Here is a 22,357-nt window from a genome sequence, read left to right on the forward strand (position 1 = left end):
AACGGCGGGGCTTACTGCCGGGGTACCGTCCCGGTCCGGTGCGGGGCTTTTTCTCGGCCCCAGGGCTCCTTGCCGAATTGCGAGGATACCCGGTAAATCGGTGGGGAGCGCGAATGCGCCGCCCGAAAGCAAGAAGCGGCCCACAAGGGGCCGCTCCAAGGTCGATCTTACTTGCGCAGACCGAGCTTCTGGATGAGCGAGTTATAGCGCGCTACATCCTTCTTCTTCAGGTAATCCAGCAGCGAGCGGCGCTTGTTGACCATGGCCAGCAGACCGCGACGCGAGTGGTTATCCTTGTGGTGAGCCTTGAAGTGCTCGGTCAGGTTTTTGATACGCTCCGTAAGGATCGCAACCTGGACTTCCGGGCTGCCCGTGTCGCCAGAGGCGCGGGCGTTGTCCGTGATGATGTCCTGCTTCTTTTCAGCGGTAACCGACATTTCTTCTACTCCGCGACATCTGATAGATTGAACCCCCTGACGACGCGGACCTCATGGTCCGAAAGCTGGACGAGAGCGACGGGGACTAAGCCCAACCGCGCGCAGTACAGCCCATCTTCGTGGGGCATTCCGGTCAGAACGCAGCCCTGACGGACCGCCCCTGCCTGCTCCGGATCGAGGTCGATGGCCGGGATGTCGTCCAGCCCCGCCTCCAGCGGCAAGAGTACGTGTTCAAGAGGCGCGCCCTTACCGATTTTGTTCAATTTGTCCAGCGAAATCGCCTGTGACAGGATGAACGGACCGGCCTGAACGCGGCGCAGCATGGTGACGGTACCGCATGATCCAAGGGCAAGAGCGATGTCCCTCGCCAGCGAGCGTATGTAGGTGCCTTTGGACACTTTGGCGAGTAAAGTGACGTCGCCCTCCCCCTCGGTTTCGGGGCGGAGTTGGATATCGTGGATCGTGACGCTGCGCGGCTGCAATTGCACGTCCACTCCGGCGCGAGCCAGATCGTAAGCGCGCTCGCCGTCCACCTTGAGGGCCGAATAAGCGGGTGGCACCTGCTCGATGGGGCCGGTGAAGTGCGCCAGTACCGCAGCCACCTTCTCTCGCGTAGGTCGCACCTCGCTGGTTGCGACTACTTGACCTTCCAGATCGAGCGTGTCGGTCTGCTCGCCGAAGCGGATCGAAAAGGCGTAGGCCTTGCTTGCGTCGAGCATCCGGCCGGTCAGCTTCGTCGCTTCCCCCACTGCGATCGGCAGAACCCCGGAGGCCAGCGGGTCCAGCGTGCCGCCGTGCCCTACCTTGGTTTTCTTGCCGAACCCCGCTTCGCGCAGATTACGCTTCACCGCCGCGACCGCCTGCGTCGAGCCGAGGCCCACCGGTTTGTCGAGGATGATCCAGCCATGCGGCATCACAGGCGATCCTTCGGCCAGGCGAGTTGGCGGGCATAGTCCGCAATGGCACTGGGCCACAGCACGCACAGAGCATCGAAGTTATCGCGATCGCCTGCGTAAAGTGCGCGCGTGGCTTCCTCGTACCCGGGGCGGTCGCCCGCCATCACCGTGAGGAAACGACAGGCAGCGTCCAGACAGTCACGCTCGCTCCGCCCTGCCCTCATCGCCGCTTCAACCAGCTTGCGCAGCGTAACGGAAGCGCCGCCCGGCTGGCTTGCCAACCAGTCCCAATGCCGGGGAAGCAGCGTCACCTCGCGCGCCTCGACACCCAGAGCCGGGCGCCCGCGCGGACGGGGGCTGGCTGGCTCGGCAAGATCAAGGTCGACCTGACGGCCGGTATCGTCATCGAACGCCAGCAGGTCGCCGCTGCGGGCTGGCGTATCGAGAGCGCGGGTCGCGGTGCGGGCGTCGGCTGAAGAGCCGCGAGCGATAATTTCGTCTTTGTGGAATACGGTGATGGGCATGAGAGCGCCCTATATTTACCCGGATTAAATTGTCAATGTGCGCATTCAGGAAATGGGCCTAAGGCGCAAAGAGGTCGTGCAGCGCCGCAGGCTACTTTGCCGATGTGAGTATGCGTTTCGCGCAGCGAGGATAAAGAGAGCAGCCTCGCGGCAGGCGCCAATCCTTCGCGCCTCTGCGCCTTCGCGTGAACTCTTATATCCTTATTGCCCGAGCGACTCACTGAAATGACGGCGACACAAGGCTACATACCGGTCGTTGCCGCCGATTTCCGTCTGCGCGCCTTCACTCACCGCCCGCCCCGCTTCATCGACCCGAAGGTTCATCGATGCCTTGCGACCGCAGTGGCACACCGCTTTCAGCTCGATCAGGCTGTCAGCGATCCCCAACAGCACCGCGGCGCCCGGAAAGAGTTCGCCCCGAAAGTCCGTCCGCAAACCATAGCACAGCACGGGAAGCCCGGCCTTGTCCGCCAGATCAGCGCATTGCCAGACTTGCGCGGGCGTCAAGAACTGCGCCTCATCGACCATGACGCACGACAGCGGCTCAACCGTATGCGTGGCGCAGACCTGTTCGTACAGATCGGTGTCGGGCGCAAAACGGTTGGCGCCTGCATGCAAGCCGATGCGGCTTTCAATGGCGTGCCCGGCGCATAGATCCGCGCTGCGGTCGTCGATCGCGGCGGTCCACAGCATCGTGCGCATGCCTCGCTCTCGATAGTTGAAATCCGCCTGCAATAGCGTCGTCGATTTGCCCGCGTTCATGCTGGCATAATAGAAGTAGAGCTTGGCCATCGCCGCCGTCGATACCACCAGCCAAGGCAGCACGCACGATCCCCGACAGGCTTCTCCCCGGCGGGATTGCGCCGCGCCGCCAAATCCATCAATGGCGGTGATGAGGTGGGTGACGCGCTTGACGAGCGCGGCGGGACGGAGCGGAAAAGCAGATGAAGTTACTGGTTGCCGGGGTGGCATGTTGCGCATCGGCGTTGCTTGTGGCTGCATATCTGGCGCTGGCGCCCGTCGGAGGCGCGCTTGCCGGGCTGGACGTGATCGCCGGACGATTCGTCGGTACGCTGACCCGCGAAGGTGCGGTTGTGGCAGTGCTGCTGCTTGGTCTGGTGCCGACGCTCGGTCTGTTCCTGCTCGCCCGAAGCCGCGCCGCGCATGACATGGAGTTTGAGTGGGACGATCCGGTGCCGATGACTGCGGAAGAACCGGCAGCCGGCCCAATCTGGACGCCAGAACCCGCCCTTCAGCCGGAAGATACGCGGCCCGCCCGCGTAGTGCCGCAAGTCGCCGAGGTACCTCTCTCCATTCGGCGGGAAGTTCGTCCCTCCCGGCCTGAAGCGCGTTTCGAAACCGTTCTGCACGCATCCATGGAAAGCGCCGCAACAATGCGAGCGCTCATCCCACCCCCGCCGGTCATCCTGATCCGCAAGCCGCGTGAACGGGATCGGGACTGGTTCGGGGATGCAAGCTGGTTCGGTGGCCTGCCTCGCCTCGACGGCACGCAGTGGCCCTGCGAGGAAGACGGGACGCCGCTGCCTTTCGTTGCTCAGATTGATCTGTCGGAACTCGCCCGCGCCTGCCCGGAAACACCCCTTCCCACCAGCGGATCACTGGCATTCTTCCTGGGCAATGGCGCCGTCGTAGCAGTACCTGAGGGCGAGCACGAATTCAGCGATCCGCCACAAAATTTGCCCCCGGCATTCGATGAGGGTGGAACGCCGTTTCCACCGACCATCGACCGTCTTAGTCGCTTCTTCTTCCCATTCTGGCCCGTCTCCCCGGTCGCGCTGGACCTGCCGGAAAACCTGCGCGATCACGGCGACCCCTTGCGCGAGACGGTGATCGAAGAAGCCATGGAGCGGCGGCTGAAGCGCCATGCCGCCATGCGCGATCACCCGTTCTACGCGGCAGGGGTGGGCGCGCCTGTCGAAGCGCTATGGTGGCATTCGGTCATCCACCTTGCCGATCAGGTGCATGAAGCAAGCGAGTCGAGTGCCGGGACCTATTCCGATAAGCTGACTCTGGCCGACGCTGCAGACGCCGATGTCGATCATCCGATGAGCCAGCACGACGAGCTCGCCGCCATGGCTGAGGCGCTCGATGGTTTCATCGCCGGGCGCGATCCCTGGACCGCGCTGACCGACCAGGAACTCGACGTCGTGGGCGATCTTCTGGCCGAACTGCATGAGCGCTTCGGCGATCTGGTGCATCACCGCCTCCCCGGATCGTTGGCGCAACTGGCCACGCTGTCTCTGCGCGCGATGGTGTCGGGCTCACCCGAAGCGCTGGCCGCCGTGCCGGACGATGCGCTGACCCGGATCAACAGCGAGTACCGCCTGCCACCAGTTGACCAGCACCAGATGTTCGGCCTGCCTGCAAGCCGTGCGCCATCCCGCTATGATCGCAGCGACGACCTACTACTTCTGCAACTCGGCTATGACGACATGATGGAATGGTGCTGGGGCGAAGCCGGGCTATTCCAGTTCTGGATCCACCCCCAAGACGCCGCCGCTGGCAACTGGGCCGCCGCCCGCCTCACCTTTGACGAGAGTTAAGGGTCGGCCCGGTCGCTCAATCGTCCGAAAGGTCGCGCTTTACGCGGGGATCGTTAAGCAATGCGTCGATCCGGCTGGCCTCGTCAAACGTCTCGTCCGCCCGGAACTGGATCTTCGCGGCGTATTTCAGCTTCAACCGCTGCGCCACTTCCCTCTGAAAGAACGCGGTGTGCGTGCGCAGCGCCTTCAGCACCGCCTCCTCGTCCTCGCCCAGCAGAGGCTTCACGAAGACCGCTGCAGAGCGCAGGTCCGGTGTCATCCGCACTTCGGTGACGGAAACGGTATGCGCGCTCAGCGTTGCGTCATGCACCTGCTGCCGGGTGAGGATTTCCGAGATGACATGGCGCACCTGTTCGCCAACCTTGAGCAGGCGGACGGAGTGCTGTTCCGGGGTGGTCTGGTGGCGTGCCATCGTGGGTAGGTCCATGTTGGTCGGTTGCGACAATTTGCAACACTTGATTTCGGGTTCCTGAGCAGATGTCGGGCGTTACCCCCAATGCGACAACCCGTCAAAGGAGTGCTCATGCACAAGTTTACTGCTGCCCTAATTGCCGCCGCCACGCTCGCCGCAGCCCCCGCCATCGCGCAACCGATGCGCCACGATGACCATCGCGGGATGGAATCACGCCAGCAGACCTGGAAGAATTTCCGCAAGGGCGAGCGGTTCGACCGCAAGCATGCCCGCAATTACCAGCGCGTCGACTACCGCAAGTACCGCGGCGTCAAGGCTCCGCCGCGTGGATACGAATATGTTCGCTCGGGCAACGACCTGCTGCTCGTGCGGTCGAGCAACGGCATGATCACGTCGGTACGCAGCGGCCTTTTCCGCTGACGCTGTAGTCGGATACCTTGGGGGCGGCCTTTACGTGAGGCTGCCCCTACTCACATCTTGGCTAGAATACGCGCGAGCGAGCGGACGTTGCGCGCCGTTCCCCTGCAGCCCAGTCGCCGTTCGATGAAGGCGCCCGTCAACTTCGACTGCCCTGCCCCGTCCACGTAATCGATGTAGAGCGAGCGTGGCCCGGCAGCGATCTTCTCGGGCCCGCGCCCCGCATGATCAGCAGCGAGTTTGGCGAAGCGATCCGGGTCCGGCTGTCTTTCCAAAAACAGCGTGTGCACGAAATGGTCCTGCCCGATCCCCGTGTAGGGATTGCCCTCTATAGCCACGCACACCTCTTCGCGATTGCGCACGGCGGCGAAGGTATCGATGTCGAAACGGTCACGCATCATGTGCGCGAACAGGTCTTCCAAACCATCGGTCGGCCGGTCCTCGAAATCGAAAAGGACATTGCCGCTGGCCACGACTGTCTCGACATTCTCGAACTCCTCCCGCTCGAAGGCGTAGCGCAAGTCCGCCATCGTCAGACGATTGCCACCGACGTTGATCGATCCGAAAAAGGCGCAGTAGCGGGTCATTATCTTCCATCAATAACCAAGGGCGCATCGTATCAAGGCAATCTGCTAAACAAAAGGCCACCGCCGGATCTCCGACGATGGCCTTTGGGTTTAGCGAGGACAACCCTGTCAGCCGACGGTGCGTTCGCGCTCCGTGACTTCGAACACTTCGAGCATATCACCCGGCTTGATGTCGTTGGTGTCGGCCAGAACCACGCCGCATTCCAGACCGGCGCGCACTTCGTCCACGTCGTCCTTGAAGCGCCGCAGCGACTGGATGAGCGTCTTCGAAACGATGACGTCCTGACGGGTAAGACGCGCGTTGATGCCCTTGCGGATATAGCCATCCGTAACGAGCAGACCCGCTGCCTTGTCCTTCTTGCCGGCGGGGAACACCTGCTTGACCTCGGCGCGACCAACGACCGTTTCGATCCGCTCGGGGCCCCAGATACCGGCCATCTGCTTGGCGACTTCAGCAGTCAGCTCATAGATGATGTCATAGTACATCATCGGCGTCTTGGTCTTCTCAAGCTGCTCGCGCGCCTTAGCGTTCGGGCGGACGTTAAAGCCTACGATCGGCGCACCGCTGGCGGCTGCCAGCGTGACGTCGCTCTCGGTGATCGCACCCACGCCGGAGCTGAGGATGCGTACCTTGATCTCGTCGTTCGACAAGGCGTTGAGCGCGGCGTTGATCGCCTCGACCGAACCCTGCACGTCGCCCTTGATAACCACGGGATACTCGATGACGTTTTGCTTGGCGGCAAGCGCCGAGAACATCGTGTCGATGTTGGTCGGGGCGGTTGCCGTACGCTTGGCGGTCGCTCGCTCCTGACGATAAGACGATACCTCGCGAGCGCGCTGCTCGCTGTCGACCACGGTGAGCATGTCGCCCGCCATCGGCACGCCGCCGAGGCCCAGCACTTCGACCGGCATCGATGGCAAAGCCACCTTCACCTGACGGCCCTTGTCGTCGAGCATGGCGCGAACGCGTCCGCTTTCGGTGCCGACGACGAAGATGTCGCCGACCTTGAGCGTACCGCGATTGACCAGTACGCTGGCCAGGGGGCCCTTGCCCTTGTCGAGTTTGGCCTCGATCACCGTGGCTTCCGCCTCGCGGTCAGGGTTGGCCTTCAGCTCCATCAGTTCAGCCTGAAGCAGGATCTTCTCGATTAGTTCGTCGAGACCCTTGCCGGACTTCGCCGATACTTCGACATCCTGGACATCACCCGACATTTCCTCGACCACGATCGAGTGTTCGAGCAGACGCTCACGCACTTTTTGAGGATTGGCTTCGGGCTTGTCGATCTTGTTGATCGCGACGATCATCGGCACGCCCGCCGCCTTGGTGTGGTTGATCGCCTCCACCGTCTGCGGCATGATACCGTCATCGGCTGCAACCACCAGTACCACGATGTCTGTGACGTTGGCGCCGCGCATGCGCATCTGAGTGAAGGCAGCGTGGCCCGGCGTATCGAGGAAGGTGACGAGATCGCCGCCCTTTGTCTTGATCTGGTAGGCACCCATGTGCTGGGTGATACCGCCCGCTTCACCGCGCACCACGTCGGTGCCGCGAAGGGCATCGAGCAGGGACGTCTTGCCGTGATCGACGTGGCCCATGATCGTGACAACCGGCGCACGCGGCTTCAACGTGTCCTCGGCATCAACGTCGCCAGCAGTGTCGATATCAACGTCACTCTCGGACACGCGCTGGATGTTGTGGCCGAATTCCTCGACCAGCAATTCCGCCGTATCGGCATCGATCGTCTGGTTGACGGTGACCATCATGCCCAGCTTGAACAGGGACTTGACGAGGTCAGCGCCCTTCTCAGCCATACGGTTGGCGAGTTCCTGAACGGTGATCGCCTCTGGCACGATCACGTCACGAACCTGCTTCTCGCGCTGCTGCGACGACTTACCGCCATAGCTTGAACGGCGTTCCTTTTCACGCGCACGCTTCAGCGCGGCGAGCGAGCGGGCGCGTGCACCCTCGTCATCGTTTAGCGCACGAGTGACGGTCAGCTTGCCGGACTGGCGACGATCGCCACCGGCACCTTTGCCACGGTCCCCACCCTGCGGTGCCGCCGGACGGGCAGGCAATGCGCCCTTTTTGGCGGCGTCGGCCTTCTTGGCACCGGTCCCGGATGCCGGGGCAGCCGCGCCAGTGCTGGTTGCGGCGTTGCCGGCGGCAGCTTCGGGCTTGCGGGTTTCCGGGCGGGGAACGGGTGTAAAGCGACGCGCAACCGGCGTGAAAGCGCGCGGCGCCGGAGCAGGCTCGGGTGCCGCCGGTTCGGCAGGTGCTGCTTCGACAACCGGCGTGGCTGGCGTTTCGGCAACCGCTTCGGTTGCAGTCTCCGTTGCAGGCGTTGGTGCGGCCTCTACCGGTGCAGGGGTTTCTGCCACCAGCGGAGCCTCAGATTCAGACGCGGGTTCCGGCGTCGGAGCTGGAGCAGGCGCGGCTGCCGCAGTAGCGGCTTCCTCAGCAGTGCGGCGAGCATCCTCGGCGCGGCGCTTTTCTTCCTCCATCGCGCGGAGACGGGCTTCCTGGTCGCGGCGGTTGTTTTCCTCCTGCGATGCCAGGCGATCTTCCTCGGCCTCACGCTGCAGACGGGCGACACGCTCCTGCGGCGTCTCGCTCGACGGAGCAGGGCGCTTGGCGACGGGAGTGGCAGCCGGACGCTGCGGCACTGGCGCCGGAGTGGCGGGGGCCGGTGCGGGCGCCGCAGCGGCGGGGGCGGGCTGCGCCTCGGCAGCGCCTTCCGAACCGGGCTTGCCGATCAGCTTGCGGCGCTTCACCTCGACCACCACCTTGTTGGTGCGGCCGTGGCTGAAGGTCTGCTTGACCTCACCCGCTTCCACCGAGCGCTTAAGCCCAAGCGGCTTGCGGCCCAGGGTCGGTTTGTTGTCGGTCTCGCTCATAATTCTCGTCTTCGCCCTTCGGTCAGTTCGTCGTCACGGAGGCGGCATCCAGTGCCGCTCCGTCGCCATCATCCATGTCGGTCGCGCTCAAGTCCCCTCGCGGGGTTTCCCGGCTGCCGGTCCCATCGGCATCGTCGGTGCCCGGAACCTTACCCTGGAAATGCAAAAGGCGCTGAAGCTGCGCGGCGACTCGGTCAGCCGCCCCGCGATCGTTCAGCGCCAGATGAACGACGTTGTCGCGGCCCAATGCCACAGACAGCGTCTCTCGGTCCAGTGGCAAGCGCGTGCCCCTGAGCCCACTTCCTTCTTCATCACGCCCGACCCGCCAGGCCTGATCCAGTTTACGCGATCCGTCCTCGCTTGCATCGGCGGCATGGCCGAGCCATTCGACCCGTCCTTCGCGCGCATTCTGGGCGATCCTGTCCGATCCCATCAGCAGACGGCCAGACTTTAGTTCAAGACCCAAACGATCAGTCAGGGAGCGCCTGAGCGCGATTTCGATGCGTTCGCCAAGATCGGCCGGGATACTAATCACCGCCCCTTTGTAGGCGCGCGCCAGTGCTCCCTTTAGTTTGCCCTTCGAGAGCGCAATTTCAAGGTCTGGCCGGGAAACGCCGATCCACGCGCCGCGCCCAGGGGCACGCGCGTTCACGTCGGGAAGCACCATTCCGTCCGGCGAAATGGCCAGACGGACGAATACGTCCCGCGCAGCTTTCCCGCCGGAGAGGATGCAGGTCCTCTCCGCCCGGGAGCCATCGATGTCGGAGCTTACGCGATCATTGCGAGGAATCCGCATCGGCGGCCTCCTCGGTTACGGGTTCGTCGTCGAACCAATGCGCACGCGCGGCCATGATGATCTCGTTGCCCTGCTCTTCGTTCAGACCATAGTCGCCCAGGACGCCGCCTTTGTCCTCGTCGCGCGAGGCGCGGCGATTTACGGTGCCGTCACGGCGACGCTGCTCGGTCCGTTTCTTGGCGATGAGTTCGTCGGTGGCGAGATCGGCCAGATCGTCCAGCGTCTTGATGCCCGCCTTGCCCAGCGTGACCAGCATGGCCTCGTTCAGGTGCGGCAGGTCGGCAAGCGCGTCTTCCACGCCCAACGCACGACGCGCTTCGCGGTTGGCATCTTCGCGGCGTTCCAACGCCTCGTGAGCGCGGCTTTGGAGTTCCTGTCCAAGTTCCTCGTCGAACCCTTCGATCGCCGCCAGTTCGTTGACGTCGATATAGGCGACTTCTTCCAGCTCGCTGAAACCTTCAGCCACGAGAAGCTGCGACAGCGTCTCGTCGACGTCCAGTTCTTCCTCGAACATCTTCGAACGCTCGGCGAATTCCTTCTGACGCTTCTCCGAGGATTCTGCTTCAGTCATGATGTCGATCTGCGAGCCGGTCAGCTGCGAGGCCAGACGCACGTTCTGGCCACGGCGACCGATCGCCAGCGACAACTGATCATCAGGAACGACGACTTCGATGCGGCTTTCTTCCTCGTCGATGACGACGCGGCTGACGGTCGCGGGCTGCAACGCATTGACCACGAACGTCGCGGTGTCCTCGCTCCAGGGGATGATGTCGATCTTCTCGCCCTGCAGTTCCTGCACGACGGCCTGAACGCGGCTGCCCTTCATGCCGACGCAGGCGCCGACCGGGTCAATCGAGTGATCGTTACTGATGACGCCGATCTTGGCGCGCGAACCCGGATCGCGGGCGGCAGCCTTGATCTCAATCACGCCGTCGTAGATTTCGGGCACTTCCTGCGCGAACAGCTTCTTCATGAAGTCAGGGTGCGCGCGGGACAGGAAGATCTGTGGTCCACGGTTCTGACGCTCTACCCGCATCACCAGCGCGCGCACACGCTCACCGACACGGGCGGCCTCGCGCGGGATCTGCTGATCACGGCGGATCACGCCTTCGGCGCGGCCAAGGTTGACGATCACATGGCCGAACTCGACCGATTTGATCACGCCGGTGATCACTTCACCGGCGCGATCCTTGAATTCCTCGTACTGACGGTCACGCTCTGCATCGCGGACCTTCTGGAAGATTACTTGCTTCGCGGACTGCGCATCGATGCGGCCCAGATCGACCGGCGGAAGAGGATCGACGATGAAGTCACCGACCTTGGCGTCCTTTTGCAGCTTTTCGGCCTGCTTCAGGTCCACCTGCTTGAAGTAGTCCTCTACTTCCTCAACCACTTCGACCACGCGCCAAAGGCGAAGATCGCCGGTGCGCGGATCAAGCTTGGCGCGGATATCGTTCTCGGCGCCGTAGCGGTTGCGAGCCGACTTCTGGATCGCTTCTTCCATCGCCTCGATGACGATCGACTTGTCGATCATCTTCTCCGACGCGACGGAGTTCGCAATCGCGAGCAGCTCGGCGCGGTTGGCGGAAATCGCACTGGCCATGGCTTAGTCTTCCTGTTCCTCAAGAATGTCGTCTGCGCCGCTGGTATCCAGCGGGCGGCTTGCTGCGATCAGCCTGTCGGTCAAGATCAGGCGTGCCGATTGAACGTCTGCCAGCGGAAAGCTGACGGAGCCGGATTTCTTGTCATTCACGGTGACAGTTTCTGCACCGGGTTCGCCTGCGATGCCGACAAGATCGCCATGCAGGCCCTTGCGATTGCCCTCGATCGGATTGGCAAGGTTGAGCTTGACCTCATGCCCCGCCCAATTGTCGTAATCCTTGGGACGCGTGAGCGGGCGATCGATGCCGGGCGAGCTTACCTCCAGCCGATACGCTTCCTCGATCAGCGTTTCGCCGGTGCTTTCCAGCGCATCCATCCGGTCGGATATACGGTGCGACAGCGCAGCGCAGTCATCCAACAGTAACTGGCCGGTAGCCGGGTTCTCGGCCATGATCTGAAGCGCGATCTCATCGTCACCGACCTCGCTCTTACCGAAGATGCGCACGCGCACGAGATCGAAGCCAAGAGCCTTGACCTCTGGTTCGATCACTTCGGTAAGGCGTACGATATCGACCAAACGGCACTCCGTAATAACAGCAACTATAATGCAACGCAGTTTTGCGCCGGCCCCGTCCGGCGCCAGCCCAACCTTGTTTCACCATGTCGGGATGAGCGCCAAATAAGCGCGATTCTGAAAAAACGCAAGGGCAAGTTCGAAATCTCCAACACCTTCAAAACGTCCCGATTTTCGACAGGATGTATCGCAAGTGAGCCAATGCGCGCTGGTCAGTGGCGACAAGATCGGTCATCTTCACCTGCCCCCTCCTTCCGTCAGGAAAACTGTTTGAAAAACCAGATTTTTAGCGCTCTTGCTACCGCAGCCGTGGTGATGATCTGTACCTCGCCCGCCACCGCTGCCCAGACCCCACGCGATCTGCTTTCCGCCGCAGCATTCCAGGCCCCGGACAAGGCCAGGGCGCTGGCGCTGGTTAACCAAGCCATCGCAGCCACCGACAAGGCGCTCGCCGCCAACCCGGGCAACGCGGAGGTGGCATTGCAACGCGGCATCGCCATCGGCTACCGTGCGAAGCTTACGCGCAGTCGAAGCGACGCCAAGGCCGCGTTGGGAATATTCGACAAGCTGGCTGCGCAGAACCCCAGGGATCCCGAGCCGCATCTTGCGGTGGCCGGCTGGCATCTCGACGCGATAGATAACCTTGGCAGCTTCGTCGCGCGGACGATGCTGGGTGCAAAGGCGCAGGTCGGCAATGCTGCGCTCTCTCGGGCGGTAGCGCTGGGCGGCAATCGCTCGCTCTATTCGGGGTATGCGGCGCTGATCGATATCCGAAGCAATCCGCAGGATGTCGCGACTGCTCGGAAGTGGGCGGAAACCGCCGCTACAGGACAGACGCCTACCGCGCTCGACAGCGTGATGAAGCGTGCAGCGATCGCTATCCTCCCGTCACTCCGCGCCAACAATGGGAAAGCTGCAGCGGCGCAGGCTCGAAAGCTTTTGCCGTTTGGAAAACTGGATTAGCTGGGCAGTACTCCGATCGAGTCAGACCGCGAGGGCGTAGGGAAATTGCTGCGGAAGAGTGATTGTCGGCAGCATACGGAAACCCGGACGCGCAAGCAGGAACCCCTGAATGTAGCGCACGCCCATGGCGCGCAGGGCCTGGTACTCGCCGATGGTTTCAATCCCCTCGGCGATAACCTGAATGCCCATGGAATGGGCCATGCGCAGCACGCCTTCGATGATCAGGCGTCGAGGCATGTTTTGATCGAGGCCGCGCACCAGTTCCATATCGAGCTTGATGAAGTCAGTCTGCAGCTTGGCGAGCAGCCCCAATCCAGCGTGGCCTGCACCAAAATCGTCAATGGCGGTGGCAAAACCCATGCGCTGATAGGTCTCGATGATGTTGCGAACGTGGTCGGTGTCGACCATTTCCTCGTTCTCGGTAAATTCGAAGATGAGCCGGTCGGTTGGAAAGCTTGTTTCAGCCGCCGTTTTTAGCGTCAGCTGGATGCAGGCAAGCGGCGAATATACCGCGTTGGGAAGGAAGTTGATTGATAACCGGGCGCCCGTCTCCAGAATGCCCGCTTCCACTGCACCCTCGATAGCGGCGACGCGGCACTGCTGATCAAAAGCGTAGCGATTCTCGGGGGTTACCCATGACAGAACCTCCCCCGCACTCTCGCCCTCACTACCGCGCACCAAGGCTTCGTAGGCGAATGGCAGGCCGGTTTCGGTATCGACGATCGGCTGAAATGCCATGGCAATCGCAAAATCATGGTCGCTCGATTTGCACCCCTGACAACCAAGTTTCATAGTCAGCCCTGTATCCTGTTTCGGTCAGGCTATCGGTGATGATTGAAAAAACCGTTAAATACTCACATGTTACTTATGTAACATAAGTTAGGAACCTAAAATGACATTGCCGCGTTTTTGGCGGCCTTGTCTCAGGACTTAGGCTTCAGGCCGTGCTTGCGAAGGCAATGGCGAAGCTGGTCGTACGTCAGGCCGAGCGCGGCCGCCACACGCCGCTGATTCCATCGAGCCTGATCGAGCGCCGCCATCAAGAGGGTGCGTTCATGCGCCTCGACTGACTCCCGCAACGACATCGGAGGGGTAACCGGCAAGACCGGGGGCGGCGTCCCCGCTTCTGAAGTAGCCGGAGCGCCAGACCCGACCTGCGCAGACGGCGCCCACGCGCTGGCGAATGGATCGAACACCACGTCCCCGATCATTTCATCATCGCGGGCCCAGCGGTATACCGCGCGTTCCACCACGTTGCGCAGTTCGCGGACGTTGCCAGGCCATTCGTACGCCTCCAGCGACGCGATTGCTGCGGCGGAGAAGCCGGGCCAGCGATCCCATTCCAGTTCGCTGGCCATGCGCCGCCCATAATAGTCGGCAAGCTCGACGACGTCTCCTTCGCGGGCGCGAAGCGGTGGCAACGTGATCACTTCGAAGCTCAGTCGATCGAGCAGGTCTGCGCGGAAGGTGCCGGCCTGCGCCATGCTCGGAAGGTCCGCGTTGGTGGCCGCGACGATCCGCACGTCGACCATGATCGGTCGGGAGGAGCCGATACGCACGACCTCGCCATATTCGATCGCCCGGAGCAACCGCTCCTGAGCGCCCATCGACAGGTTGCCCAGTTCATCCAAAAACAGGGTGCCGCGATCCGCTTCCTCGAACCGGCCGGTCCGGGCTCGGGTAGCCCCGGTGAATGCACCGGCCTCGTGACCGAACAGTTCCGCTTCGATCAGCGTTTCGGGCAAGGCCGCGCAGTTGAGAGTGACCAGTGGCTCACCCCAGCGCGGGGAGAGGTGATGCAGGCGCTGCGCGATCAGTTCCTTGCCGGTCCCCCGCTCCCCGATCACGAGGACAGGGCGTCGCACCGCAGCGGCACGGCTGGCGCGCTCCACCGCATCGAGGAAGGCCGTCGACTGGCCGATGAATTGCGCTTCCCGCTCCATTCCCAATACTTAGGAAATTTTCCCATTCATTGGCAATTCATTTTAGCAGGAGATGGTGCCCTCATGACGGGATCGCTGAATTTCAGGCCTCTGGTCTGTTTGGCACGCTCATTGCGATACGGTTGGCAAGCAAGAGTTCAGGACCGCAAGGAAACATCGCCATGTCTTCGCCCGCCGCTCATTTCGTATCCGCCGGTGAACGCAACACCTCGAAGATTGGGCGCTCGACGATCGGCCAGTCGACTCTGGCACGCACCAAGCTGGACTGGGCGATCATCGCCAGCCTTCTGGCGATGGGCGCGCTGAACCTCTATGTGATGGCCGATCAGTTCGGCCCCACGAAAGCCTATGCCGCCCCTGTCCGCAGCCATTCGTGCGGAGCGCCACTGGCATGAGCAGGCTCGACATGGAAATAGAAAGCCTGCGTCACCATCGTATGGACGACACAGCTTCGACGCGCTCTTCCAATCCGAATTTCATCCGAGGAACCACCGCCATGGGCATCTTTTCCCGCACGCGTGACATCGTCGCCGCGAACTTCAACGACTTGCTCGACAAGGCGGAAGACCCGGCCAAGATGATCCGCCTGATCATCCTGGAAATGGAAGAAACCCTGGTCGAAGTCCGGACCTCCAGCGCCCGAACCATTGCGGACCAGAAGGAACTGCGCCGTCACGTCGGCAAGCTGGACAAGCTGCAGGCGGACTGGGCCGACAAGGCGCAGCTGGCGCTCAGCAAGGACCGTGAGGATCTGGCCCGCGCCGCCCTGCTGGAACGCAAGAAGGCGGCCGACATGGCCGAACAGCTGGCTGCCGAGATCGAGGTGCTGGACGATGCCCTGCGCGCTTACGAGGCGGACATCGAAAAATTGCAGACCCGCCTGCGCGAGGCCCGCAGCCGCCAGTCATCCATCGCGGCCCGCTTGCAGAGCGCGGAGAATCGCGTCAAACTGCGCACCTTGTTGGCCAGCGAGCGCGTGGACGAGGCCATGGCTCGTTTCGATCAGCTGGAACGTCGGGTCGACTATGCGGAAGGCCGCGCCGAGGCGATGAGCCTGTCCGACCGCCGCCAGCCGACGCTTGCCGAGGAGATCGCCGCACTGGCGGATGGTGACACGATCGATGCCGAGCTGGCCGAAATGAAGCGGACGCTTGGGCAGGCTCCATCGCCCACCACCCCGACATCGACCGAACAGTAACCATACGGCCGGAATTCAGCGAAAGGGAAATCCTGTGTCTCGTGGACAATTCTATCTCGACAAGTCGAATGCCAAGCTGGCCGGCGTCTGCGCCGGGATTGCCGATTACACCGGCGTCGATAGCTTCTGGGTACGTCTGGCGGCCGTGGTGCTGACGCTGTTGGGCTTCGTCATCATCATACCGGCGTATATCGTCGCCGCCCTCGTCGCTGGCAAGCGACCGACAGAACTCTACAGCGAAGAAGAGGAAATGCGCCTGCTTCGCCGCATGGAGCGCCGCCGTGCCCGCAAAGGGCTGGGCCGTCCCGAATCGTCCAGCCGCCTGCGCTCCGACTTGTCCGACATGGATCGCCGTATCGCCGACATGGAAGCGCACTATTCCAACAGCAACTCTCGCCTGGCTGCCGAGATCGACAAGCTGCGCTGATAGCGCCTGGGCAATAGGGGGATTCGAAAATGGAAGACGCGATATTCGTTCTTATACCGCTCGCGCCGTTCATCGTGGGAGGCTTTGCGATCTGGGCCAAGCACCAACGCAAGATGGCGGAGCTGCAAGTCCAGGCCACCGCCGAAAAGGCCGCGCAGTACGCTTCGCACTCGCGCGAGCTGGAGGAGCGGGTCCGCGTGCTGGAGCGCATCATCACCGATGGCGGCTATGACACCGCCCTCCAGATCGAGGCATTGCGCGACACCCGGCAGGTCGAGAGTGAACGGGCCGGAACCCGTCGCCAGTGATCGGGGAAAATCGCGTGCGCATTGCGGCGATGCCCATTACGATCGGCGGTGAGCGGCCCGATCCGACTCCCGGCCGCCACTGACTGTACAAAGAATACGAAAGTGACTCTGCAATGAGCTTCTGGACTGCCGTCGTCGTCCTTTTTGCGATTGCCTGTGTGACGTGGCTCAAGGCACAGCGGTATCAAGCGCTGGGCGAGAGCGACGGGCGGCGGCGCAACCCGGCCTTCGACCACACCGCGCGCGAACATGAACTGGAACGCCAGGTCGAGGAAATGCGCGCCCGTATCAACGTGCTCGAACGCATCGCCACGGACGAGAAACGCGGGAACGACCTCGCGCGTGAAATCGAATCGCTGCGCGATTGAACTGACCGACCAACGGGTTGAAGTTCACGGTGTTTCGGATTGCCGTGCGGCCCGACCCCTTACGGCACCCGCGCATCCAGCTCCGCCAGCCACACCGCCGCGCTGGCATCGGACGGGGCCCGCCAGTCCCCGCGGGGTGAGAGTGCCCCGCCGGACGAAACCTTTGGCCCGTTGGGAATGGCCGAGCGCTTGAACTGGCTGAACGCAAAGAACCGCCGCAGGAATTTTTCCAGCCATGAACGGATCGTCGCCAGATCGTATTCGTTCTTCTTCGCTTCCGGGAAACCGGCGGGCCACGTCCCCTCTTCCGTTTGACGCCATGCATGCCAGGCGAGAAATGCGACTTTCGAAGGCTTTTGCCCGAACCGCATGATGTGGTGCAGGAAGAAGTCGTTCAATTCGTACGGACCGATCTTCGCCTCGGTGCTCTGGATCGCGCCATCCGCCCCGGCGGGCACCAGTTCGGGCGAGATTTCCGTTTCCAGGATGGAGAGCAGGATTTCTTCGGTCGAGGCGCTGAACTGGTCGGTGGTTGCACACCAGCGGATCAGGTACTGGATCAATGTCTTCGGAACGCCCGCGTTCACGGCGTAGTGGCTCATGTGGTCGCCCACGCCATACGTGCACCAGCCCAGCGCCAGCTCGGACAAGTCGCCCGTGCCGACGACGAAGCCGGCATGCTGGCTTGCCAGACGGAACAGATAGTCGGTGCGCAAGCCCGCCTGCACATTCTCGAACGTGACGTCGTACACCGGCTCGCCATCGGCAAAAGCATGGCCGATGTCCTTCAGCATGGTGGTTGCGGCGGGGCGGATGTCGATCTCCTCGGCGGCGATGCCGACCGCGTTCATCAGCTTCCAGGCGTTGGACTTCGTGCCGTCGCTCGTGCCGAAACCGGGCATCGTGTACCCCCGGATCGTGGTGCGCGGCAGACCCAGCCGATCACACGCCCGCGCCGCGACGATCAGCGCGTGGGTGGAATCGAGCCCGCCTGATATGCCGATCACCATCGACGTCGCACCCGTCGATTCCAGCCGCCGCATCAGGCCGTCGACCTGGATATTGAACGCCTCATAACAGTCGGCGTCCAGCTTGTCGGCGCGGGCGGGAACGAAGGGGAAGCGGCTGATCGGGCGTTTGAGAGCGATATCGCCGCCGCTGGGGGAATGGCGGAACGGCACCGTGCGGAACGTCTCCTGCGGCGATCCCGCGACGTCCGACGCGTCGTTGAACGTGGGCACGCGCATCCGGTCCATCACGATGCGGTCGCAATCCACGTCGGCGATGCACAGTTCGGCCTCTAGCGAAAAGCGTTCGGATTCGGCCAGCAGATCGCCCAGTTCGTAGACGATGCCCTGCCCGTCCCAGGCGAGATCGGTAGTGCTTTCCCCATGGCCCGCCGCCGAATAGACATAGGCCGCAACACTGCGCGCCGACTGCGATCGGCACAGCAGATGCCGCTCGTCCGACTTGCCGATGACGATGTTGGATGCGGAAAGGTTGCAAAGGATCGTGGCCCCCGCCATCGCCCCCAGCGAGGACGGCGGCGTCGGCGCCCAGAAATCCTCGCATATTTCCACGAAGAAGCGGAAGTTGGGCAGCACCTGGCTGGCAAACACCAGGTCGACGCCGAAAGGCACTTCCTGTCCGTTCACCGTGATCGTCGCCCCCCGGATGTCCTTGCCGCTGGCAAACCAGCGCTTTTCGTAGAACTCACGGTAATTCGGCAGGTACGATTTGGGCACGACACCCAGCAGACGCCCGTGGGCGATCGCCAGGGCGCAGTTGTACAGCCTCCCGTGCCGCATCAGCGCCGCGCCGATCAGCAACACCGGCGAAAGGTCGGCACTGGCCTTCACCACCTCGGCAATGGCGCCTTCCACGGCCTCGATCATCGCGCCCTGCAGGTGCAGATCGTCTATCGCGTAGGATGACAGGCAAAGCTCGGGGAACACCAGCAAGTCGACATGCGCATCATGCGCCCGTCGCGCTTCATCGAGCACCGCGTCGCGATTGAACGCCACGTTGGCGGTCCGCACGCGCGGGGTGGACGTGGCGACACGCACGAATCCGTGATCGTGCATGGCGAAGAACGGGTGGCTGCGGTCTGCGGTCATGGCCTAATCCCTGACAGCAACGCCTCTGTCTTGCAACGTCCGCTGCAATGTTCCCCTTGCCCTTGGCGCCTTGCGCCTTAAATGCCTGAACGCATGCGCAGTCTTGATGATATCCGCGAAGAGTATGAGTTCCTCGATGGCGATGAACGCTATCGCCTGCTTATCGAACTGGGGCGCGAGCTGGACGAGATGCCGGAACCGCTCAAGACGGAAGCGACCAAAGTGCGTGGCTGCTCGGCCAGCGTATGGGTCTATCCCACCGCGCAGGACGATGGCACGCTGCACTTTCTGGCCGACAGTAACGCGGGCATCACCAAGGGCATTGTCGCCCTGGTGATTGCCGCCGTACAGGATCGCCCCGCCGCCGATGTCGCGGCCACGGATATAGCCGCAGAACTGGCGCCGTTCGATCTCAAGAACCAGCTGTCATCCAATCGCACGCAGGGCATCCCGAACATGATCGCGCTGATCCGGGAGACCGCCGCGCGCTATGCACAGGGTTAGGCGACCGCTCTGGATCGCCGCCGGCGTCTTCCTGGTCGGGCTGGGAACGGTGGGCATTTTCCTGCCGCTGCTGCCCACCACAATCTTCTATATCCTGGCCGCCTGGTGCTTTTCGAAAAGTCATCCCGAATGGGCGCAGCGGCTTTACGATCACCCCAGATACGGCCCGCCGATGCGCGACTGGCGGGACAGGCAAGCCATCAGCCGCAAGGGCAAAATCGCCGCCATCTCCACCATGGGCCTTAGCATCGTGATGGTGTGGTTCACGGCCGGAGGATGGTGGACGCTGATCCCGGTTTCCGTTCTGGCGACCATCGGCACGTGGATCTGGACCCGCGCGGAGTAGGCGTCAGCTCAACCGGCGGACCGCGCCGCCGCTCACTTCCCAGACGGCCGCTTCGGTTGCGATAGCCTCGAACGGCGCGATTTCCGTCCCCGTCAACCACACCTGAGCCGAACCGACACGCAACCGGTCGAACAACGCTTCACGCCGCAAGGGATCGAGATGCGCGGCCACCTCGTCCAGCAGAAGCAGGCGTGGGCGTCCGCTTCCCGCGGTATCGGCCTCCAGCAACTGCGAGTGCGCAAGCGTGACGGCGATCAGCATCGCCTTCTGCTCGCCGGTCGAGCATTCGGCCGCGGGCTGCCCCTTACCCGCCATCACCACCGCCAGTTCATCACGGTGGGGCCCGGTCAAGGTGCGTTGCGCCGCCCTTTCCCGCGCACGTCCTTCTCGCAAGGCAGCGGCCAAAGCATCCGGCTCCAGCGGACCGCCCGGCACATAGCTCAATGAAGGCCGCGCAAACGGCCCTTCCGGCAACGCGGCCAGCGTCTGGGCCAGTCTCTCCACCATGTCCGCCCGTGCCGCCCCCACCAGCGCCCCGGCTTCCGCAATCTGCAGTTCGATCGCGTCGAGCCAGCGCGGGTCAGGCGCCCGATCATCAGACAGCAGGCGATTGCGTTCCCGCAGCGCCCCTTCCAGCCGCGCGGCATTGGCGGCATGGCCGGGGTCGGTCGCCAGCACCAGCCGATCAAGGAAACGCCGCCGCGCGCCTGCCCCTTCCACGAACAGACGGTCCATCGCCGGGGTCAGCCATCCGATCGACAGCCACTCCGCCAGGCCGATCGCCGATCCTTGCGCGCCGTTCACCTGTACCAGCCGCCGCCCAGGCCGCTCGACCGACACGCCCGTGCCAAGGCGCACCGGTTCGCGCGACATCTCTCCCCGCTCGATCAGGTCCGCGCTGATCGCAAAGCCGCCATCGCCGGTCTGGCTGGGCAGATCCGCTAGTTGCGCGCGTCGGAGCCCACGACCGGGGGCAAGCAGGCTGATCGCCTCCAAAACATTGGTCTTGCCCGCACCGTTTTCCCCCACCAGCAGGTTGAATTGCGCCGTCCCTTCCACGGCAGTCTGTCGATGGTTGCGGAAACGGGACAGGAGGATACGGTCGAGCATGGTCGCGGGCTGACTAGCGGTACTTCCCCGTCAAGGCGAGCGTCGAAGTCCGGTATCGTTCACACCGCCCGCGATTTGGCGAAGGGCGAGAAGTCCAGGTTCTCGTCAAAGACTTCCACGCCCTCCCGGCGTTTCAGCCAGCCGACCACCGCATAGGTGACCGGGGTGAGCACAACTTCCCAACCCACTTTCATCGCCCAGTTCGTCACCATCACGGTGACGACCTGCGTGGTCGTCCAAGTTCCTAAAAAGGCGATGGGATAAAAAAGGGCGCTGTCGATCGCCTGACCCACTACCGTCGATCCGATGGTGCGCGTCCACAGGTGCTTGCCGCCGGTCAGCAGCTTCATTTTGGATAGGACGAAGGAATTGACGAACTCGCCAGCCCAGAATGCGGTGATCGACGCCAGCACGATCCGCCAGGTTGAGCCGAACACCGCAATATACGATGCCTGCCCGCCCCAATCGGCAGCGGGTGGCAACGCCACCACGACATAGCTCATGAACGCCATGAAGATCAGCGCGAAGAACCCAGCCCACACGCAACGGCGGGCGTTGGCATAGCCATAGACCTCGGTCAGCACGTCGCCGATGACGTAGCTGACCGGGAAGAACAGGATGCCCGCGCCGAACGTGACCCCCCCCACCGACGCCAGCTTGGACGCGCCAATCAGGTTGGACAGCAGCAGGATCGCTACGAACGCCACCATGACGTAGTCGAAATAGCGAAAGTGCCGCCTCGCTCCGGCCAGGCCATCGATACGGGAAAGGTGCGCCGCATCGTCCCGGCGCGCATCAGGGCTGTCGTTCATGCAGTTGTGCGTAACCCGGCAGCGCTGCCCCGCAAAGCCCCGTTTTGCGCTTCACACCCGGTTTGCCAAGTCGCCGTTCCACGCTATGGGGAACCTGCGCGCGCCCGTAGCTCAGCTGGATAGAGCACGAGCCTTCTAAGCTTGGGGTCACAGGTTCGAACCCTGTCGGGCGCGCCAATCCCGCTGAACGCCGGACACGAAAAAGCCCGCAACCTTGCGGCGCGGGCTTTCGTGCGTAAGGCACCATGGGGCCAGGACCGACGCGAATGCGCGCCGGTTCCGGGCGCCAGGATTACATTGCCTCGGAAGCAGCCTCGGTCGGCGCGTCGGTCGCTTCGCCGGTCATGACTTCTTCGGGCATCGCGGTGACGGTTTCGGTAGCCGTGTCGCTGGGAGCGGCAGTCGGTTCGCTGTTGCAGGCGGAGAGGGCGAGAACGGCAACCGAAGCAAACCCGGCGAGAGCGATCTTCTTCATGAAGTAATCCTTTGAAAGTTAGGCTCGCAGATCGGCGATAACCGTCCCGCGATGGCGCCATTTGAGGAAGTTCGCGCGCAAG

26 protein-coding genes and 1 tRNA gene are annotated in these 22,357 nt (G+C 63.0%); 11 read left to right on the top strand and 16 right to left on the bottom strand.

What is annotated here, in order from left to right:
- Positions 1–167: 167 nt before the first annotated feature.
- The 4 genes from rpsO to ACZ1JM_RS10050 all read right to left on the bottom strand — a co-directional run bounded on the left by rpsO (position 168) and on the right by ACZ1JM_RS10050 (position 2,649).
- The gene (gene rpsO / locus ACZ1JM_RS10035; RefSeq protein ID WP_465134667.1) at positions 168–437 is read right to left on the bottom strand and encodes a 30S ribosomal protein S15; all 270 of its coding nucleotides are present in this window, start codon (positions 435–437) and stop codon (positions 168–170) included.
- Positions 438–442: 5 nt separating this feature from the next.
- On the bottom strand, positions 443–1,351 hold the full coding sequence (truB, locus tag ACZ1JM_RS10040; RefSeq protein ID WP_465134668.1) for a tRNA pseudouridine(55) synthase TruB: 909 nt from the start codon (positions 1,349–1,351) through the stop codon (positions 443–445).
- Complete coding sequence (locus tag ACZ1JM_RS10045) at positions 1,351–1,857, bottom strand: DUF2239 family protein (protein WP_465134669.1); 507 nt, start codon at positions 1,855–1,857, stop codon at positions 1,351–1,353. Before ACZ1JM_RS10045 ends, truB begins: the two co-directional genes overlap by 1 nt.
- Before the next feature lie 201 nt (positions 1,858–2,058).
- Positions 2,059–2,649: a thymidine kinase gene (locus ACZ1JM_RS10050; RefSeq protein WP_465135033.1), complete on the bottom strand. Its 591-nt coding sequence runs from the start codon at positions 2,647–2,649 to the stop codon at positions 2,059–2,061.
- Between the two features lie 200 nt (positions 2,650–2,849).
- On the opposite strand from ACZ1JM_RS10050, the gene ACZ1JM_RS10055 reads away from it, so the two are divergent.
- Complete coding sequence (locus ACZ1JM_RS10055) at positions 2,850–4,421, top strand: DUF1963 domain-containing protein (protein WP_465134670.1); 1,572 nt, start codon at positions 2,850–2,852, stop codon at positions 4,419–4,421.
- Between the two features lie 16 nt (positions 4,422–4,437).
- Here ACZ1JM_RS10055 and rbfA read toward each other — a convergent pair whose 3' ends face one another.
- Positions 4,438–4,833 carry a 30S ribosome-binding factor RbfA gene (gene rbfA / locus ACZ1JM_RS10060; protein WP_465134671.1) on the bottom strand — a complete coding sequence of 132 codons (396 nt, stop codon included), beginning with the start codon at positions 4,831–4,833 and terminating at the stop codon, positions 4,438–4,440.
- Positions 4,834–4,944: 111 nt separating this feature from the next.
- On the opposite strand from rbfA, the gene ACZ1JM_RS10065 reads away from it, so the two are divergent.
- Positions 4,945–5,253, top strand: a complete 309-nt coding sequence (locus tag ACZ1JM_RS10065) for an RcnB family protein (protein ID WP_465134672.1) — start codon at positions 4,945–4,947, stop codon at positions 5,251–5,253.
- Between the two features lie 50 nt (positions 5,254–5,303).
- Here ACZ1JM_RS10065 and ACZ1JM_RS10070 read toward each other — a convergent pair whose 3' ends face one another.
- From ACZ1JM_RS10070 to rimP, 5 genes are all read right to left on the bottom strand, one after another.
- Positions 5,304–5,837 carry a DUF1697 domain-containing protein gene (locus tag ACZ1JM_RS10070; protein ID WP_465134673.1) on the bottom strand — a complete coding sequence of 178 codons (534 nt, stop codon included), beginning with the start codon at positions 5,835–5,837 and terminating at the stop codon, positions 5,304–5,306.
- A gap of 108 nt (positions 5,838–5,945) precedes the next feature.
- Positions 5,946–8,732, bottom strand: coding sequence for a translation initiation factor IF-2 (infB, locus tag ACZ1JM_RS10075; RefSeq protein ID WP_465134674.1), 2,787 nt, complete (start codon positions 8,730–8,732; stop codon positions 5,946–5,948).
- A gap of 22 nt (positions 8,733–8,754) precedes the next feature.
- Entirely contained in the window at positions 8,755–9,528 is a 774-nt protein-coding gene (locus tag ACZ1JM_RS10080) for a DUF448 domain-containing protein (RefSeq protein WP_465134675.1), read from the bottom strand.
- A complete protein-coding gene (gene nusA / locus ACZ1JM_RS10085; RefSeq protein ID WP_465134676.1) occupies positions 9,509–11,131 on the bottom strand; it encodes a transcription termination factor NusA in 1,623 nt (540 codons plus the stop codon). Before nusA ends, ACZ1JM_RS10080 begins: the two co-directional genes overlap by 20 nt.
- A gap of 3 nt (positions 11,132–11,134) precedes the next feature.
- The gene (gene rimP / locus ACZ1JM_RS10090) at positions 11,135–11,707 is read right to left on the bottom strand and encodes a ribosome maturation protein RimP (RefSeq protein ID WP_465134677.1); all 573 of its coding nucleotides are present in this window, start codon (positions 11,705–11,707) and stop codon (positions 11,135–11,137) included.
- 267 nt (positions 11,708–11,974) lie between these two features.
- Here rimP and ACZ1JM_RS10095 point away from each other — a divergent pair, with 267 nt between their 5' ends.
- Positions 11,975–12,667, top strand: a complete 693-nt coding sequence (locus ACZ1JM_RS10095) for a hypothetical protein (protein ID WP_465134678.1) — start codon at positions 11,975–11,977, stop codon at positions 12,665–12,667.
- 21 nt (positions 12,668–12,688) lie between these two features.
- On the opposite strand, the gene ACZ1JM_RS10100 is transcribed toward ACZ1JM_RS10095, so the two are convergent.
- Entirely contained in the window at positions 12,689–13,459 is a 771-nt protein-coding gene (locus ACZ1JM_RS10100) for an EAL domain-containing protein (RefSeq protein WP_465134679.1), read from the bottom strand.
- 131 nt (positions 13,460–13,590) lie between these two features.
- Positions 13,591–14,610, bottom strand: a complete 1,020-nt coding sequence (gene pspF / locus ACZ1JM_RS10105) for a phage shock protein operon transcriptional activator (protein ID WP_465134680.1) — start codon at positions 14,608–14,610, stop codon at positions 13,591–13,593.
- Between the two features lie 161 nt (positions 14,611–14,771).
- Between pspF and ACZ1JM_RS10110 the strand changes: the two genes are divergently transcribed.
- The 5 genes from ACZ1JM_RS10110 (at position 14,772) to ACZ1JM_RS10130 (ending at position 16,911) form a co-directional block, all read left to right on the top strand.
- Positions 14,772–15,005 carry a hypothetical protein gene (locus tag ACZ1JM_RS10110; protein ID WP_465134681.1) on the top strand — a complete coding sequence of 78 codons (234 nt, stop codon included), beginning with the start codon at positions 14,772–14,774 and terminating at the stop codon, positions 15,003–15,005.
- 41 nt (positions 15,006–15,046) lie between these two features.
- On the top strand, positions 15,047–15,808 hold the full coding sequence (gene pspA, locus ACZ1JM_RS10115; protein ID WP_465135034.1) for a phage shock protein PspA: 762 nt from the start codon (positions 15,047–15,049) through the stop codon (positions 15,806–15,808).
- Between the two features lie 34 nt (positions 15,809–15,842).
- The gene (locus tag ACZ1JM_RS10120) at positions 15,843–16,235 is read left to right on the top strand and encodes a PspC domain-containing protein (RefSeq protein WP_465134682.1); all 393 of its coding nucleotides are present in this window, start codon (positions 15,843–15,845) and stop codon (positions 16,233–16,235) included.
- 29 nt (positions 16,236–16,264) lie between these two features.
- A complete protein-coding gene (locus tag ACZ1JM_RS10125; protein WP_465134683.1) occupies positions 16,265–16,543 on the top strand; it encodes a hypothetical protein in 279 nt (92 codons plus the stop codon).
- A gap of 113 nt (positions 16,544–16,656) precedes the next feature.
- On the top strand, positions 16,657–16,911 hold the full coding sequence (locus ACZ1JM_RS10130; protein ID WP_465134684.1) for a hypothetical protein: 255 nt from the start codon (positions 16,657–16,659) through the stop codon (positions 16,909–16,911).
- Positions 16,912–16,970: 59 nt separating this feature from the next.
- Here the strand turns inward: ACZ1JM_RS10130 and ACZ1JM_RS10135 are convergent, their stop codons facing one another.
- Positions 16,971–19,028 (bottom strand): NAD(+) synthase, encoded by a 2,058-nt coding sequence (locus ACZ1JM_RS10135; protein WP_465134685.1) that lies wholly within the window; start codon positions 19,026–19,028, stop codon positions 16,971–16,973.
- Between the two features lie 93 nt (positions 19,029–19,121).
- Here ACZ1JM_RS10135 and ACZ1JM_RS10140 point away from each other — a divergent pair, with 93 nt between their 5' ends.
- Positions 19,122–19,532, top strand: a complete 411-nt coding sequence (locus tag ACZ1JM_RS10140; protein WP_465134686.1) for a SufE family protein — start codon at positions 19,122–19,124, stop codon at positions 19,530–19,532.
- Positions 19,519–19,878 (top strand): YbaN family protein, encoded by a 360-nt coding sequence (locus ACZ1JM_RS10145; RefSeq protein ID WP_465134687.1) that lies wholly within the window; start codon positions 19,519–19,521, stop codon positions 19,876–19,878. The genes ACZ1JM_RS10140 and ACZ1JM_RS10145 overlap by 14 nt, the downstream gene beginning before the upstream one ends.
- Positions 19,879–19,881: 3 nt before the next feature.
- Here ACZ1JM_RS10145 and recF read toward each other — a convergent pair whose 3' ends face one another.
- Positions 19,882–20,988, bottom strand: a complete 1,107-nt coding sequence (gene recF / locus ACZ1JM_RS10150) for a DNA replication/repair protein RecF (RefSeq protein WP_465134688.1) — start codon at positions 20,986–20,988, stop codon at positions 19,882–19,884.
- Positions 20,989–21,047: 59 nt separating this feature from the next.
- Positions 21,048–21,800: a queuosine precursor transporter gene (locus ACZ1JM_RS10155; protein ID WP_465134689.1), complete on the bottom strand. Its 753-nt coding sequence runs from the start codon at positions 21,798–21,800 to the stop codon at positions 21,048–21,050.
- Between the two features lie 100 nt (positions 21,801–21,900).
- On the opposite strand from ACZ1JM_RS10155, the gene ACZ1JM_RS10160 reads away from it, so the two are divergent.
- A tRNA-Arg gene (locus ACZ1JM_RS10160) sits at positions 21,901–21,977 on the top strand.
- A 115-nt stretch (positions 21,978–22,092) separates the two neighbouring features.
- Here the strand turns inward: ACZ1JM_RS10160 and ACZ1JM_RS10165 are convergent.
- Entirely contained in the window at positions 22,093–22,275 is a 183-nt protein-coding gene (locus ACZ1JM_RS10165) for a hypothetical protein (RefSeq protein WP_465134690.1), read from the bottom strand.
- Positions 22,276–22,357 lie beyond the last annotated feature (82 nt).

The organism is Novosphingobium sp. BL-S-24 (assembly GCF_055521575.1).